This window comes from Leptospira adleri, from assembly GCF_002811985.1.
GTDB classification, from domain to species: domain Bacteria; phylum Spirochaetota; class Leptospiria; order Leptospirales; family Leptospiraceae; genus Leptospira; species Leptospira adleri.
Genome location: NZ_NPDU01000055.1, coordinates 16,806 through 29,919 on the forward strand (window position 1 = coordinate 16,806; position 13,114 = coordinate 29,919).

16 protein-coding genes and 1 tRNA gene are annotated in these 13,114 nt (G+C 43.0%); 13 read left to right on the forward strand and 4 right to left on the reverse strand.

Annotated features, from left to right (window positions below; translation table 11 throughout):
• From CH376_RS17485 to CH376_RS17510, 6 genes are all read left to right on the forward strand, one after another.
• Positions 1–1,446, forward strand: a complete 1,446-nt coding sequence (locus CH376_RS17485) for a tetratricopeptide repeat protein (protein ID WP_100787244.1) — start codon at positions 1–3, stop codon at positions 1,444–1,446.
• Positions 1,443–2,414: an LB_137 family protein gene (locus CH376_RS17490; protein ID WP_100787245.1), complete on the forward strand. Its 972-nt coding sequence runs from the start codon at positions 1,443–1,445 to the stop codon at positions 2,412–2,414. Before CH376_RS17485 ends, CH376_RS17490 begins: the two co-directional genes overlap by 4 nt.
• Before the next feature lie 14 nt (positions 2,415–2,428).
• A complete protein-coding gene (locus tag CH376_RS17495) occupies positions 2,429–2,836 on the forward strand; it encodes an STAS domain-containing protein (RefSeq protein WP_100787246.1) in 408 nt (135 codons plus the stop codon).
• Positions 2,837–2,922: 86 nt separating this feature from the next.
• Positions 2,923–3,699, forward strand: coding sequence for a helix-turn-helix domain-containing protein (locus CH376_RS17500; RefSeq protein WP_100787247.1), 777 nt, complete (start codon positions 2,923–2,925; stop codon positions 3,697–3,699).
• A gap of 73 nt (positions 3,700–3,772) precedes the next feature.
• Positions 3,773–4,264, forward strand: coding sequence for an Mpo1 family 2-hydroxy fatty acid dioxygenase (locus CH376_RS17505; protein WP_100787248.1), 492 nt, complete (start codon positions 3,773–3,775; stop codon positions 4,262–4,264).
• A gap of 260 nt (positions 4,265–4,524) precedes the next feature.
• Positions 4,525–5,049: a DUF1569 domain-containing protein gene (locus CH376_RS17510; protein WP_100787279.1), complete on the forward strand. Its 525-nt coding sequence runs from the start codon at positions 4,525–4,527 to the stop codon at positions 5,047–5,049.
• Positions 5,050–5,248: 199 nt separating this feature from the next.
• Here CH376_RS17510 and CH376_RS17515 read toward each other — a convergent pair whose 3' ends face one another.
• On the reverse strand, positions 5,249–6,097 hold the full coding sequence (locus CH376_RS17515; RefSeq protein WP_243394810.1) for a metal-dependent hydrolase: 849 nt from the start codon (positions 6,095–6,097) through the stop codon (positions 5,249–5,251).
• Positions 6,098–6,308: 211 nt separating this feature from the next.
• On the opposite strand from CH376_RS17515, the gene CH376_RS17520 reads away from it, so the two are divergent.
• Together CH376_RS17520 and CH376_RS17525 are read left to right on the forward strand one after the other, a co-directional pair.
• Positions 6,309–6,385, forward strand: a tRNA-Val gene (locus tag CH376_RS17520).
• Between the two features lie 65 nt (positions 6,386–6,450).
• On the forward strand, positions 6,451–7,656 hold the full coding sequence (locus tag CH376_RS17525; RefSeq protein WP_100787249.1) for an MFS transporter: 1,206 nt from the start codon (positions 6,451–6,453) through the stop codon (positions 7,654–7,656).
• Between the two features lie 74 nt (positions 7,657–7,730).
• On the opposite strand, the gene CH376_RS17530 is transcribed toward CH376_RS17525, so the two are convergent.
• Positions 7,731–8,606: a HEAT repeat domain-containing protein gene (locus CH376_RS17530; protein WP_100787250.1), complete on the reverse strand. Its 876-nt coding sequence runs from the start codon at positions 8,604–8,606 to the stop codon at positions 7,731–7,733.
• A 49-nt stretch (positions 8,607–8,655) separates the two neighbouring features.
• On the reverse strand, positions 8,656–9,216 hold the full coding sequence (locus CH376_RS17535) for a polyhydroxyalkanoate synthesis regulator DNA-binding domain-containing protein (protein ID WP_100787251.1): 561 nt from the start codon (positions 9,214–9,216) through the stop codon (positions 8,656–8,658).
• 76 nt (positions 9,217–9,292) lie between these two features.
• Between CH376_RS17535 and CH376_RS17540 the strand changes: the two genes are divergently transcribed.
• From CH376_RS17540 to CH376_RS17560, 4 genes are all read left to right on the forward strand, one after another.
• A complete protein-coding gene (locus CH376_RS17540) occupies positions 9,293–10,165 on the forward strand; it encodes a hypothetical protein (RefSeq protein WP_100787252.1) in 873 nt (290 codons plus the stop codon).
• Positions 10,166–10,314: 149 nt separating this feature from the next.
• Positions 10,315–10,746 (forward strand): GNAT family N-acetyltransferase, encoded by a 432-nt coding sequence (locus CH376_RS17550; RefSeq protein WP_100787254.1) that lies wholly within the window; start codon positions 10,315–10,317, stop codon positions 10,744–10,746.
• Positions 10,747–10,754: 8 nt separating this feature from the next.
• A complete protein-coding gene (locus tag CH376_RS17555; protein WP_100787255.1) occupies positions 10,755–10,949 on the forward strand; it encodes a KTSC domain-containing protein in 195 nt (64 codons plus the stop codon).
• A 71-nt stretch (positions 10,950–11,020) separates the two neighbouring features.
• Positions 11,021–11,488 carry a MarR family winged helix-turn-helix transcriptional regulator gene (locus tag CH376_RS17560; protein ID WP_100787256.1) on the forward strand — a complete coding sequence of 156 codons (468 nt, stop codon included), beginning with the start codon at positions 11,021–11,023 and terminating at the stop codon, positions 11,486–11,488.
• A 58-nt stretch (positions 11,489–11,546) separates the two neighbouring features.
• On the opposite strand, the gene CH376_RS17565 is transcribed toward CH376_RS17560, so the two are convergent.
• Positions 11,547–12,083: a peroxiredoxin-like family protein gene (locus CH376_RS17565; protein WP_165781815.1), complete on the reverse strand. Its 537-nt coding sequence runs from the start codon at positions 12,081–12,083 to the stop codon at positions 11,547–11,549.
• A gap of 213 nt (positions 12,084–12,296) precedes the next feature.
• On the opposite strand from CH376_RS17565, the gene CH376_RS17570 reads away from it, so the two are divergent.
• Positions 12,297–13,114: alpha/beta fold hydrolase (locus CH376_RS17570; protein ID WP_100788258.1), on the forward strand; the 818-nt coding region annotated here is incomplete at its 3' end.

Below are 13,114 nucleotides of genomic sequence, written 5' to 3' on the forward strand. Positions count from 1 at the left end.
ATGAAGAAGAGCATCGCCATATCCATCATAGGATTCTTATTGATTCTTCCCCTCGGATTTATCGTCTTAGAGACGAAACTTTTCGAGCTTAGAATCATATTAGAAAGACGTAAAATTCTAAACTTTTCCTTTTCAAGCGAGATCCTGCGTTCCAAGTTCGAAGGAATCATTTCGAACAAGGAAAACATCAAGGCGGAAATGAAATTAAACCATCTCCAGAGTTCGATGATCAATAACTCAAGAGATTCCGTTTCCTTGGAACCGTCCTTTCTGCACGAAATTGGAGCGACGTTGATCAATTCCGTCCGTTCCCTTTCTTTGAAGGCAGGCATCAATCTTCATCTTAATTCTTCCAAGATCCGTCTTTTGGAGCACGCGTTCGCGTTGGAACGGAATCAGTTTTATAAGGAAGCCTACAGAACTTACGAAGAATCGTTCGATCAATTCGGGAAAGAATCTGAAGAAGGCGGTTTTATACAACTTCACCAAGGATTTTGTCTCGCGGTCCAAGGAGAATTCGACACGGCTCTTAAACCGCTCTATGAAGTTAAGGCAAATCATCCGGGGACCTTACTTTCAAGCGACGCTGAAATTCTTATCTCGTTGATACTTAGGGCGAAACAGAGTGAAAAAGAAATCGAATCAAGCGAAGACGATCCGGAAAAAAGGGCGCGCGCTTATTTCGCTAAAGGGAATTACGCTAAGGCTCTGGAAGAAATCGAAAGGGCGAATATCAATTCTCCCGAAATGAATTACATCAAAGGTTATTCTTTGGAAAAAACGGGACACCAACCGGAAGCGATCAAAGAATACGCAAGCCTCGCGTTCTCGGATAAGAACAAAGAAATTGCGATCAAGGCGAATCGTCGACTTTTGATGTTAGGTTATTATTATAACGCTGGTTCCGAAATCGCAAGCCTTTCCGATAAGAACGCGGAACGACTCGGAGATTCATCCGAAGCGAAAGAAATCAAAACTTCCTCCGAAAAATTAAAACAACCGAATCGATCGTCGGACGGAGAAGATAGACAAGATTCGAAATTGGACGTAGATATTTCCAAAAAGAACCAAGCGGTCTTGGACGAAGTTCTTCAGAAATCGACTCAGTTCTTGAAAAAAGTGGAAGCTCAAGCTCCGCCGAAGGCTCTTATCAAGATCGTCGTTTCGGACGCCGACCCGGTTTACGCAAACAGGATCGTGATCAACGGAGATCAAACGAAATTGTTTTCAACTCACTTTCCGATCACACTTCCAACTTATACGATCGAATCCATTTCGATGGATAAAAATGCCACAAAGGATTCCAAACTAGTAATGACAAAAGACAGCAATAAACAATCATTCTTAAGGGCTTCCTTTGAGGACGATACGATAACGGTAAGCGATAAATCTTCGAAAAAAAAGGTCCCTATCGATTCCGCGATCAAAATCGAGGTGGTCCAATGAGCAGAATTCTTCTCATAATTGCGATTTTCATTTTTTCCCTCGAGATTTCGGCGCACAGAATTCTTTTAAAAAGCGGCGAAGAGATTTCGGGTAACGTTACGGAAAACGATCCCTCATTGGAAGAAATCACGATTCAAACCGACGACGGAGAAAGAAAAATCAAAAAGAGCGACATTTCCGAAATGCGTTTCGAAGAAGCCGGAAATTTTCTATGTTTGGAATTGGACGAGGATCCTAAACGGACTTGTACTTACAAGATTACCAAAATCAATCCGCAGACCCTCTATTACGTGACCGAAGAAGGAGAATATCTCAGAGTCGCCCTGGAAAGAGTCAAGTTCGCGCAAATAAAAGAACCTTCCGCGAGAATTTTACAACAACTCTCAAAGACAAATTTGAAGTTCACGGTTTCCTCCGAGACCGACGACGATATTCTTTCCAAAATCTCCATCCTCAACGACGAATCGATCATGGTCACCCGCGGAGAAACGGAAGCTCCTATAATATTAGAAAATAAGAATATTACAAAATTGGTCTTAAAACCGGAAGACCTAACTCCTAAAAATCCGGAAACCGCCATCGGTCTCTGGGATTATCTGATTCCGGGTTATTATCTGAAGAGAAAAAATTACACGAAGTCCGGATATGCGATGATGGGACTTACCGGCTTTTTTATCGTCGGAGCCGCCTACGAATACTACGCAGGTATCAACGTAAAGGAAAAACAACCTTTGTTGCTTCCTCAGGACAACGGGACTTTTCTTTTGTTCGATCAGAGCAACGCGGAGTATTCCAGACACAAACAATTGAATCACCTTTTTTTGATCTCGTTATCAATTAATTATTTATTAAACACGGCCTTAATTTCGTTCCCCGCGGTTTTTTCGATTGCGGCGACCGAAAGAAGTCTTCCCTACGCGATGACGAAGGAAAGAAACATAGAATTTAAAATGACGTATACTTTTTAGGAGACAAGAAACTTATGCAAAACACAAACTCAGCTGGAGTGGCCTCTAAAGACGAACTTCAAGTTCAGGAAATTACCGATTCGCACGTTGCGGGAGTCCTCAAAAAGAACATGGCGATCCTGAAAACGACCGGAGAGATCAGTCTCTTCTCGGCGAAAAAGTTCAAAGAAGCGATGACCGATAGAATCGAAAACGGGGTAAACATTTTCCTGGTGGATCTATCTACTACGACTCATATCGATTCGTCCGGCTTGGCGGCTTTTATCAGCACACAAGCGAGACTTTTTAAGGAAGCACAGGGGAAGATCATCATCTTTAACGTTCCGACTCATCTTCAGAAGATCTTCGAACTTACAAGACTTGACAAATTGATCGGAATCACACTCGACTTAGACGCGGCGATGGACAAGGCGATTTCCTAATTTTTAGGAACGATTGCCTCCGGAATCGGAAACTCCGATTTCAAAATGAGTTGCAATGAGTGGAATGCTTCCTAAGCTTTCCTGCGATGGCAGGAAAGCTTTTTCTTATCGGTTCAAACGTACTTTTGACGGGAGTTCCGATCCTGAACGAGTTGCACGAGCACTACAGCGCTTCTCTGATTTTAAGCAAAGACAAACCCTTTCGATTCAAAGCCGGATCCAGCGACTGGATGGAATCCCGATCCATCTTCGTACGTCCGAACGTCGAACAACAGTTAGACGCTCAGAGCGAAGACGTATTCATATTTCATTTTGATCCGGACAACATCCGCGTCCACGGCGCGTTCTTCCGATTCTCGTCCGATTTTCTGGAACTGGATCCACATCTTTATGCAAGAATCTTAAAATTCTTAAAAGCTCCCGATTCGGAAGAGGATGCAATCCGTCTCTGGAAACAAATATTAAGCGAACTCAAAAAAGACACGAGCCGATCCGAGGAAAGGGATCCAAGAATCGATAACGTGGTTCGAAAATTGAACGAGTCCGTTCCTGAAATCGTTTCTCTGGAAGAATTGACCAAGTCCACCGGTTTGTCCGAAAGCAGATTGATGCATCTGTTCAAAGACGAGGTCGGAATTCCGATGAGAAAATACATTCAGTGGTTGAGAATCAAAGCCTGCGTCCTTTCGTTGTCCCGCGGCAATTCGCTTACGGTCGCTTCTCATGAAGCAGGATTTGCGGATCAGGCCCACATGAGCAGAACTTTTCGGGAGATGTTCGGTCTCAAACCCTCACTTTTTTTAAAAAATAGCAGTTCCGTTCAAGTAATCTTCTGCGATTTCGAGGATGATATCCAACTCTAAAAGAAGCCGACTCATCCGTGTTCGACGGACCGGATCGAAGAATAGCTTTTAACAACGATGAAGGGAGTTGAAAATGAAACCAATCGAACAGTGGCTGACGGAATACGCTGATAGCCATCAAAATAAAATCAACAAAAGAATCCATTGGATCATGGTACCGACGATCATGTTCACGTTACTCGGCATGTTATGGTCCATTCCTTCCGGATCCATACAAAGTTTTCTTCCGGAATCCTTGGGACAAGCTCGTCTTTTTTTAAACTGGGCGACAATCTTCGCTTTGGTAACCGGAATCTTTTATCTAAGGCTTTCCATTCCGATGTTTATCGGAATGATGCTCATGGTAGTCGTGATGTTGTCCGGAATCTACTACATCGCACTTTCCGGAGTTTCCACTTTGATCAGTCTTTCTGTAGGAGTTTTTATCGTAGCTTGGGTTTTTCAATTTATCGGTCATAAAATCGAAGGAAAAAAACCTTCTTTCTTCAAAGACCTTCAATTTTTACTGATCGGCCCCGCTTGGTGTCTGAGCTATTTCTACAAAAAAATCGGAATCTCCTACTAAGACTTCGTTTAAGCAAAACGATAAAAAGACATCGGCTTTCCGATTCGAATCAAGGCGGGACTTTTTAGTCCCGTTTTTTTATGATTATAAGAATCGAATCCGATCTAAAATCAAGACGGTCCCCGCAAAACGTTTGACTGCGCGGAAAACCGGACTAAAACTTTCGTCCTTAAGGAGCATCCGATTTGAAAACACGACTTGAGACTCGATCTTTCACAAGAAAAGAATTCTTACAGACTTCGACAAAACTTTTCGTTTTGATGGGAACTGCGGGCGCGATTCTTCCCGTCGCTACCAATTGTTCGTCGGCTCCGGAAGGAATACAAAACAAAGGACTCGGTTTTGATTCCCTATCCGAAGCTCTGAAATATTTGGATACATTAGAAAAATCGAATTCTATTTCCGGTTACGGAACCTGGGACGCGGGAAAGGTAATGCTTCACTGCGCTCAATCGATTGAATATTCGATCCAGGGATATCCGGAAAATAAAAGCGCTCTTTTTCAAAATACGATCGGCAAACTCGTCTTCCTAAAATTCTCCCTTTCTAAAAAGATGTCACACGACTTGGAAGCGCCGATTCCCGGAGCAACCGCAATCCAATCCGATTTAGAATGGAGAAAAAGTCTCGGCGTTCTAAGAAACACAATTCTAAATTTTCAATCCTACTCCGGGGAACTCAAACCGCATTTCGCATACGGAAATTTATCCAAAGAAGAATACGACCAAGCCCATGCGATGCACATAGCCAATCACTTCAGCTTTCTGACGGTTACGAATTCTTAGCGGAATAAAAAGGCTGATTCGGATTATTTCTAGTTTGTCAAAATTTTTCTGAAAGAATTTTGTTCGTTCGTAGTCTCGAACTGGAATGTAAAAAACGGAAATTCGAAAAAGACAAAAAAATAGACTTCGGAATTCCAAAGAATTCCGAAGTCCGAGAGCAAGTGTTTCGGATGGATACGTAAGTGAAAAAAATGTAAGATTACAAAGCGGCGAGTTTCGCTTCCGCGAGTTCGTATCCGCCCATCTGATCCGGATGAAAATCCCTTCTGAAATACTTTAGAAATCCTTTATACAATGGCGGAACGGAAATTCCCATCTGTTCGCGCGCGTATTTCCGATCGTGTTTGAATTTTTTCCAGGAAACTTCCTTATCGGCGAGTAAGAACCAATACTGGAATAAAATCGCGTACGACCAGAGCATCACCGATGCGATCGCGTATCCGGCGATTCTTAAAAAATAACTCGGAGCGACTTCCTGCAGAACGTCGTAAACGACCGATTTGTGTTCGATTTCTTCGCACGCGTGCCATACGAGCAGTTTTTTCATATCGCCCTGAACGTCTTTTGCAAGATCGTGTTCCAAAGATATTTCTCCGAGCGTAGCAGTATAGTGTTCCAGCGCGGCGGTGATCGAAAGGTTGAGTTTGGGTCCGAATAGAAAACCCAACAGATTAAAGATGATCTTGTAGCAGGTAAAATGATAAAACTTTGCGATTCGATCCAAAGGTAATCCGAAATTCCGAATCGAAGTCCAAACCCTCTCGTGTTCCTTTCCGTGCTGCACTTCCTGACCGATAAAAGCTTTGATCCGGTTCTTCAAAGATTCGTTTTGAATCCGGTCTTGAAACGGCTTCACGCTTCTGATAAAAAATCTCTCTCCTTCCGGAAAGATCACGTGAAAGCTATTCACAGCGTGGGTCATGATTGCGTTGTCATTGAAATAGTATCTCGGAACATTCTCCAGAGCTTCAAAATCCATCTTTCGGACGGAAGGAGAGTTCCCATCGATCGTTCTTATAAACGGTTTTTTCATTTCCAACCTCTTCATTCGAAAATCATTTTTCCAACGCAGGATAAGAATACCCGATCTTCGGGATTGGTTCTGCGCGAATCCCAAAAGCGCTGATGGATTTCAAAATCGGCTAGTATTTTTGAAGAGAGAATCCGGATTCTTCCTTCAAAAAAGATTCTGAGGAAGTCTGAACTTAGGAATCTTCTTTACGAATTATGCGGGATGCAAATTCTGGAACGCAAGGTAAGGGGGATTAGCTCAGCTGGTTAGAGCGCTACCTTGACATGGTAGAGGTCACTGGTTCGATCCCAGTATCTCCCACCACCCTTCCTTCGAAAACGCTTCGAGTTTGTTTTTAGCGTCGGGAATTTTCCTTTAAGATTCTCAATATGCCCGATCCACGCAATAAGATCATCACACAAACGATACTTGTTCTTTCCTTGGTGAGTCTTCTGACGGACGTCGCTTCGGAGATGCTCTATCCGATTCTTCCCATCTATTTAAAGGAAATCGGTTTTTCGATTTTTCTCATCGGAATTTTGGAAGGAGTCGCGGAAGCCACCGCGGGTTTTAGCAAAGGTTCCTTCGGAAGAATGTCCGATCTTTCCGGAAAACGATTGCCCTTCGTTCGCTGGGGTTATCTTCTCAGCGCGATTTCGAAACCTCTCATGACTTCTTTCGCTTCTCCGATTTGGGTTTTTCTCGTCCGCACGACGGATCGTCTAGGAAAAGGAATTCGAACTTCCGCGAGGGACGCGCTCCTTTCGGATGAAACTACGATCGTGAACAAAGGAATGGTTTTCGGTTTTCATCGATCGATGGATACGTTCGGCGCCGTTTTGGGTCCGGTCTGCGCGCTCGTCTTTCTTTACTTTTACCCCGGACATTACAAAGAATTATTCTTATTCGCGTTCGTTCCCGGAATTCTTGCGATCGGATTTACGTTTTTGATCCGTGAAAAATACAGGGAACCCACTCCGAAAAAGGACGGCGAGAATTCCCATTCAATATTGCTTTTCTTTCAATATTGGAAAACGTCTCCATCGTCTTACAGAAATCTCTGCAAGGGAATTCTTCTTTTTTCCCTTTTCAACGGGTCCGACGTTTTTCTTCTTTTGCGGTTGAAAGAATTCGGACTGAGCGATTCGGCTTCGATCGGAGCTTATATCTTTTACAATCTCGTCTACGCCGGCGCGGCGTATCCTCTCGGGATCTTAGGAGATAAGATCGGATTGAAAAGTCTTTTTATATTCGGACTGGCTTGTTTCTCCTGCGTATATTTTGGAATGGGATTCGGAACTTCCTCCTGGATTCTCTGGGTTTCGTTTTCGATCTACGGAATTTTTGCCGCTTCCACGGAAGGAATTTCAAGAGCGTGGATCACCAATCTCGTACCTCGAACCGAAACGGCAACTGCATTAGGAACTTTTAATGCGTTTCAGAGTCTTTGTATGATTCTCGCGAGTTCGATCACCGGATTTCTTTGGACACAGTGGAATTCCACCGTCGCGTTAAGCGCTTCCGGAATTGTCGCGCTCGTTGCGGGGGCTTATCTTTTTTTCTCGGAAGCCCCAAAAAAACAAAAAAGCTCCTGAAGTCAGGAGCTTTCATACACCGGTTTGGTTTGATTTTTTATTTAACGATCGAGTTTAGAATTTCGACTCTTCCCTTATTCCACCGATATTACGGAAATGGATGGAAGTTTAAATCCGAGAACGGTTCCTAAATCTTTTCGGATTTGATCGCGGACGCTTTGTTTATCTTCGACAAGAAGCGCCTGACGCAGATAAAACTCGGCCGCTTTCAAATCCACTTCTCCGAGCGCCATGGAAACGCGGTAACGAACCATAGGACTTTCGCTCTTGAGCATGTCGCAGAGAACGTAAAAATTCTTATCGGCTACTTTTAGAATTCTTACGATAGAATTGAGAATCGCCGCCCGCGTGAAGTCGTTCTTTTCCTTTTCCAAAGTGGAAACGAGAAAGTTTACGGTTTCTCTGCGGTTCATATATTTTAATCCGTCCGCGGCCGACGCGCGGATATAATAATTCGAATGGCTGAGCGCGTTTACGAGAACGTCTTCGGATTCCTTCGCGTACGGATAACTTCCGATCGTTCTCAGGATTTCTCCGGCCGCGATGACCATCGTATAATCGTCCTTATTCGTAAAATACGGTTCGTCCTTTTCGGTGATGGTAGGCTCGATCTTTTTGTATTCTTCGATCGTAGGTTTGATCGCGGACTCTTGGTCCATCACGGAAAGAGCTTGGGCGATCGTATATTTCAGATAAGGATGATTTTCCAAAGACTTGGGAACTTTCGGATTTCCTTTGAGAGCGTTTAAAAGAGGACGAACCGCGAGTTTATTGCTTACGAATTTGAGATAATCGGCGGCGTCCACTTTCTCTTCGTAAGAACCGGATTCTAACTTTCGGATCTGATCGTAGTAGGCTCTATCCGCGTATTCCATCGCCTTATCGGAAGAAAATAAAGACGCGGTGCAGATAGAAAACAGAAAGATAGAGATCGAAATATTCTTAAACATGGAATTCCCTCTCTTGTAATATCGGTTTTTGGAATCTCGGGTTAAAGTTTCAGGCTTCCTTTTCTTTTACACTTTCCGCAATTTTACGGATTTTTTCCGAGAGATCTTCCAATGGTAAATCGGATTCGGTGGATTCTTCCAGCTCTTTTCCGATTTTTTTGAGGTCCTCTTGGATTCGAAGTTTGTTCTCGGAGGCTCGCGTCGCCATGTGAGTGAGGAGATCGTCCCTGTATTCTGTCGCCATCTCGAGTTTGAGTTCCCCGAGGGATATCATCGACTGGAGAATTTTTTCGAGTCTTTCTCTGGTTAGATAACTGGCTCCGATACCGCCCAAGACCAATCTACCGAAAAGAGAACTGATATCCTTGCCAGTTTCTCGAATCAAAGCGGAAAGCATAAAGTTGGAGAATTCCTCGTTTCTTTGTCCCAGAGAAACTTTGAGAAACGTTTGTCCGAGAATCTTAGGAGTGATGTCCGAACCCGACATATTATCGATAACACGAATTTCTTCTCCGTTGATGATCATCTCGGCAACGTCCTCGAGAGTAATGGTCTTACTCGTCTCGGGATCGTAGAGTCTTCGGTTCGCGTATCGTTTGAGGAGCTTCATTTTAATTGGTTGCGTCTTTTACGCATCGCACAATTCTAGAATCCGTCGCAAAACCCTTCGGTCAAGCAAAATACCCATGCCAAGCCTATTGTTCGATTGTCTCTTTCTGAACGGACTCACAAAAAAAGAGGAAAAACTTCTGCTCTCTCTTCTTGATTGGAAAGAAATTTCCTTTTTGGAATGGGCGAGCGCGGGAAGATTTCCGGAAACAAAGTCCGGAGAAATCGTAATCCGTAAATCGATCGAAACGGATTCTTTGTCAACGGCGTTGGATTGGTCTAAACAACCTCTCTTAATCGGAAGAATCGATTCCAAACTTTTGAAAGATCTTTTCGATCACGGTTTGAATTACTTTTTGAATTTAGAATCTTCCAAGATCGTAGATATTCCTTTGGAAGAAATTCCGCAGAAGAAGGGATTGAATTCCATGGTAGTCGGCCCCGATCCTCTTTTGTATCAGAGGATCCGCGCGCATCTGAGGGCGATGGGATGGGAGGCATATCCGTGTAAGGAACTTTCGATTCTCAGAGATCGTTATAAGGAATACGAACCCGGAATTCTGTTTTTAGATTGGGAACGGCTCAACGTCAAGGAGGCCGTGGAACAACTCAGGAATCTTCCGCAGAGATCGACCTTTCCTCCGGTGATAGGAATCAGGGACGTAAAAAGGGAAAATTTGTTTCAAGATCTTTCGATGGGGATCCGCGATTATTGTCCGGAACTATATTCCGAAAAAGAAATATTAGAAATTCTGAATCAATCTTTATACGAAGCGGAAAGGGAAAATATCGGCGCCGAAAATCAGAAAAGAATCGTTTTCGAGTTTAGAACCGGGATACAACCCACCGGAATTCGGATCGAAAGAATCGCGCCGACCCAGTTTTCAACGGATCGGCTGGAAAAAATCAAACTCAGGAACTTGTTGAGTTGGATGCGGAATTTTCTCTGATTGATTGTTCGGACAAGCCGAATCCCGCCGAAAATTTCTTGAAGTCGGACTTCAAGCCCGTCTTAGAGTAAAATCCGCTTGTAAAAAACTCCGTTTTGTACGTTTCTTTTTTCGCTTTTAAAATCACGACTCGAACCCATTTTGGAATCATGAATTCCATCCAAATCAAATCGATCGAAAGTCCGGAGGAAATTCTTTCCACCTTTCCCGTGATGAATCAGCTGAGACCCGATCTAAAAAAAGAGGAATATCTGGCGCTCGTTTCTTCGATGATGAAAGAAGGTTATCTTATGGCAGCCGCTTTGGAAAATTCCGAAGTCTGCTCCGTTGCGGGTTATCGTTTCGGCACGATGCTCTCGCGCGGAAAATATTTGTACGTGGACGATCTTGTCACCGATAGCTCCAAACGTTCCCGAAATTTCGGGAAGTCGCTTTTTGACTGGCTCGTGACCGAAGCAAAAAAGAAAAACTGCGATCAATTTCATTTGGACAGCGGCGTTCAGAGATACGAAGCGCATCGATTTTATCTAAGAGAAAGAATGATCATTTCTTCCCATCATTTCGTCATGATGTTAAAGTAGAATTTAGAATGTTAGAAACACATTATATTTCTTCACCCGAAATCGAATCCGTCGGATACGATCCCGATATCAAGGAACTTCGCGTCCGAATGAGAAACGGAAAAGAGACCCTCCTTTCAAAAATCGAAAAGGAAACCTATACGGAACTCATGCAATCCGGGGCTAAAATGAAGTTCCTGCAAAAACTGATCGACACGGTTTGATTTCTTTTCCAATTTCCAATTATTGTTGAAGTAATTATTTCCGATGCAATGATTGGATCGAGGTAAAAACGATGCCACGTCCTAAAGAACAAAAAACTTCGCAGCTTGTCGATACCGCATTCGCGTATTATTTTCATAGAACGGATCGTCTTTTGAGACTTCATTTTACAAAACTCATGTCCGATTTCAAAGAGGATATTACGGTCGAACAGTGGATTCTTCTCAACCAACTATCGTCGACGGGGAGCGCCTCACAAACGGACCTTGTGGATAAAACCTTCAAAGACAGACCGAACGTCACTCGCCTTTTAGACGGATTGGAAAAAAAGGATTTAGTACAAAGAGAGGACGATCCGAACGATCGAAGAAAATTTCAAATAACGATCACGAAAAAAGGGAAAGCCCTCTTGGATAGAACGGTTCCGCTTATGCTGAAAGAAAGAAAGTTTGTCTACAAAGGTCTCAGCAATTCCGACTTACAGGTTCTAAAAAGAATTTCTGAAACGATAGAAAACAACGTTTTAGACGGAAGAATCTAATATGTTTTCCCGTTTCAGAATACAAAGCCCGTTCTAACGCGTCTCTTTTTTTGGAAACTCAGTTTAGATACGACTTGAGATCTTCTAACGGGATATGATCCGTAACCTTTTTCGAAAATTTTACGACTTCGATTCTTAGATCCGGTCCGATCAAAAATTCCGCCGGCATACGATCCATTTTCATACCCGGAACTTTTTTCATTTCAAAACCCAGGGCTTCCGCTTCTTTCATTTCTTTTTTTCCGGTAAGAATCGTACCGATTACGCCGAGCCAAGATCTGCCCACGTCATAAAGTTCATACAATCGGTTCGACGGATCCGCGATCAAGGAAAAAGGGATTTCCTTTTTTCCAACGCTGTTTCGAATACTTTCCTCGGTCGACTCAAAGACAGCCAATATCTGAAGGCCTTTCCGTTGAAGGTCCGGATACGCTTTCAAGAGTTGATGAACCCTCAAATTACAGAGCGCGCATTCCGCATTTCTAAAAAAAGCCAGAAGCGTATATTTTCCCTTTAAATCGGAAAGTCGGATCGTTTTTCCAAGATAATCTTTGACCGTAAATTCTTTCGCTTGGTCGCCGGTTTTTAGTTTCATAAAAATCTCCTTCGTTTTTGAGCTAAAGATTAGACGCATTTTGTTGCCTATGCAACAATTATTTAGGTATTATTTTTGACTTTTGAAGAATTTAGAAGGTTTTTTATCGCGCTTTTTCCCACTGAATTTTGCAATCCGATCAAATGCGGAGGAGATTTATCTACGGCCAAAAATCCTTGACTTTTCATTTTAAAACCTTACATTCCTGAAACGATGAAACGCATTCTATCCCTGACTTTGGTCTTTTTAATTTTGGTTTTGATCGCCCTTCCCTTTGTTTCGGACGGAGAAACCGAAATCCTCGATTCCAAAATTCGATCCGAAAGCGGAGGAACGTTTATCGAAACTCCGGACGGTTTTGTTCATTACAAATTTCAAGGCCCGGAAAACGGAGAAGTTGTAGTCTTGGTTCCCGGATTTTCGAATCCGTTATTGATCTATGAACCTTTGTCCAAAATTCTCCAAAAGAAAGGTTATCGGGTTCTTACGATGGATCTTTTCGGAAGAGGACTTTCAGACAGACCGGATACGGTCTACGATCCGGAACTTTTTGAAAGAGAATTGCTTCATTTATTCTATTCTTTGAATATTCAAAAACCTGTAAATTTGATTGGAACTTCCATGGGAGGAATCATAGTTGGTCAATTCACTCTCAAACATCCCGAAAAAGTAAAAAAGCTCGGATTGATCGCGCCTGCGGGATTTCCTATGGAACTTCCCCTGATCGGTAAACTGACAAGACTTCCCTGGATCGGAGATTATCTTTCGAAAACTTTCGGAGATCGAGCAATCCTCGCGGGCTCCAAGCGCAACTTCTTCGCACCTGAAAAATTTCCGGATTTCAATTCGATTTATAAAGAGCAGATGAAATACATCGGGTTCAAAAAAGCTATTCTTTCGAGTCTCAGAAACATGCCTTTAGAATCTTTTCAGAAAAATTATGAAAAGTTAAATGGGAACCCGATTCCTAAATTATTGATCTGGGGAAAAGACGACAAAGTGGTTCCCTTCAAAAATAGCGAAGTTGCGCT

Excerpts from the sequence above, each read along its gene's own strand:
- CH376_RS17485 (WP_100787244.1), top strand. The coding sequence starts at position 1 with ATGAAGAAGAGCATCGCCATATCCATCATAGGATTCTTATTGATTCTT.
- CH376_RS17490 (WP_100787245.1), top strand. The coding sequence starts at position 1,443 with ATGAGCAGAATTCTTCTCATAATTGCGATTTTCATTTTTTCCCTCGAG.
- CH376_RS17495 (WP_100787246.1), top strand. The coding sequence starts at position 2,429 with ATGCAAAACACAAACTCAGCTGGAGTGGCCTCTAAAGACGAACTTCAA.
- CH376_RS17500 (WP_100787247.1), top strand. The coding sequence starts at position 2,923 with ATGGCAGGAAAGCTTTTTCTTATCGGTTCAAACGTACTTTTGACGGGA.
- CH376_RS17505 (WP_100787248.1), top strand. The coding sequence starts at position 3,773 with ATGAAACCAATCGAACAGTGGCTGACGGAATACGCTGATAGCCATCAA.
- CH376_RS17510 (WP_100787279.1), top strand. The coding sequence starts at position 4,525 with ATGGGAACTGCGGGCGCGATTCTTCCCGTCGCTACCAATTGTTCGTCG.
- CH376_RS17515 (WP_243394810.1), bottom strand. The coding sequence starts at position 6,097 with ATGAAGAGGTTGGAAATGAAAAAACCGTTTATAAGAACGATCGATGGG.
- CH376_RS17525 (WP_100787249.1), top strand. The coding sequence starts at position 6,451 with ATGCCCGATCCACGCAATAAGATCATCACACAAACGATACTTGTTCTT.
- CH376_RS17530 (WP_100787250.1), bottom strand. The coding sequence starts at position 8,606 with ATGTTTAAGAATATTTCGATCTCTATCTTTCTGTTTTCTATCTGCACC.
- CH376_RS17535 (WP_100787251.1), bottom strand. The coding sequence starts at position 9,216 with ATGAAGCTCCTCAAACGATACGCGAACCGAAGACTCTACGATCCCGAG.
- CH376_RS17540 (WP_100787252.1), top strand. The coding sequence starts at position 9,293 with ATGCCAAGCCTATTGTTCGATTGTCTCTTTCTGAACGGACTCACAAAA.
- CH376_RS17550 (WP_100787254.1), top strand. The coding sequence starts at position 10,315 with ATGAATTCCATCCAAATCAAATCGATCGAAAGTCCGGAGGAAATTCTT.
- CH376_RS17555 (WP_100787255.1), top strand. The coding sequence starts at position 10,755 with ATGTTAGAAACACATTATATTTCTTCACCCGAAATCGAATCCGTCGGA.
- CH376_RS17560 (WP_100787256.1), top strand. The coding sequence starts at position 11,021 with ATGCCACGTCCTAAAGAACAAAAAACTTCGCAGCTTGTCGATACCGCA.
- CH376_RS17565 (WP_165781815.1), bottom strand. The coding sequence starts at position 12,083 with ATGAAACTAAAAACCGGCGACCAAGCGAAAGAATTTACGGTCAAAGAT.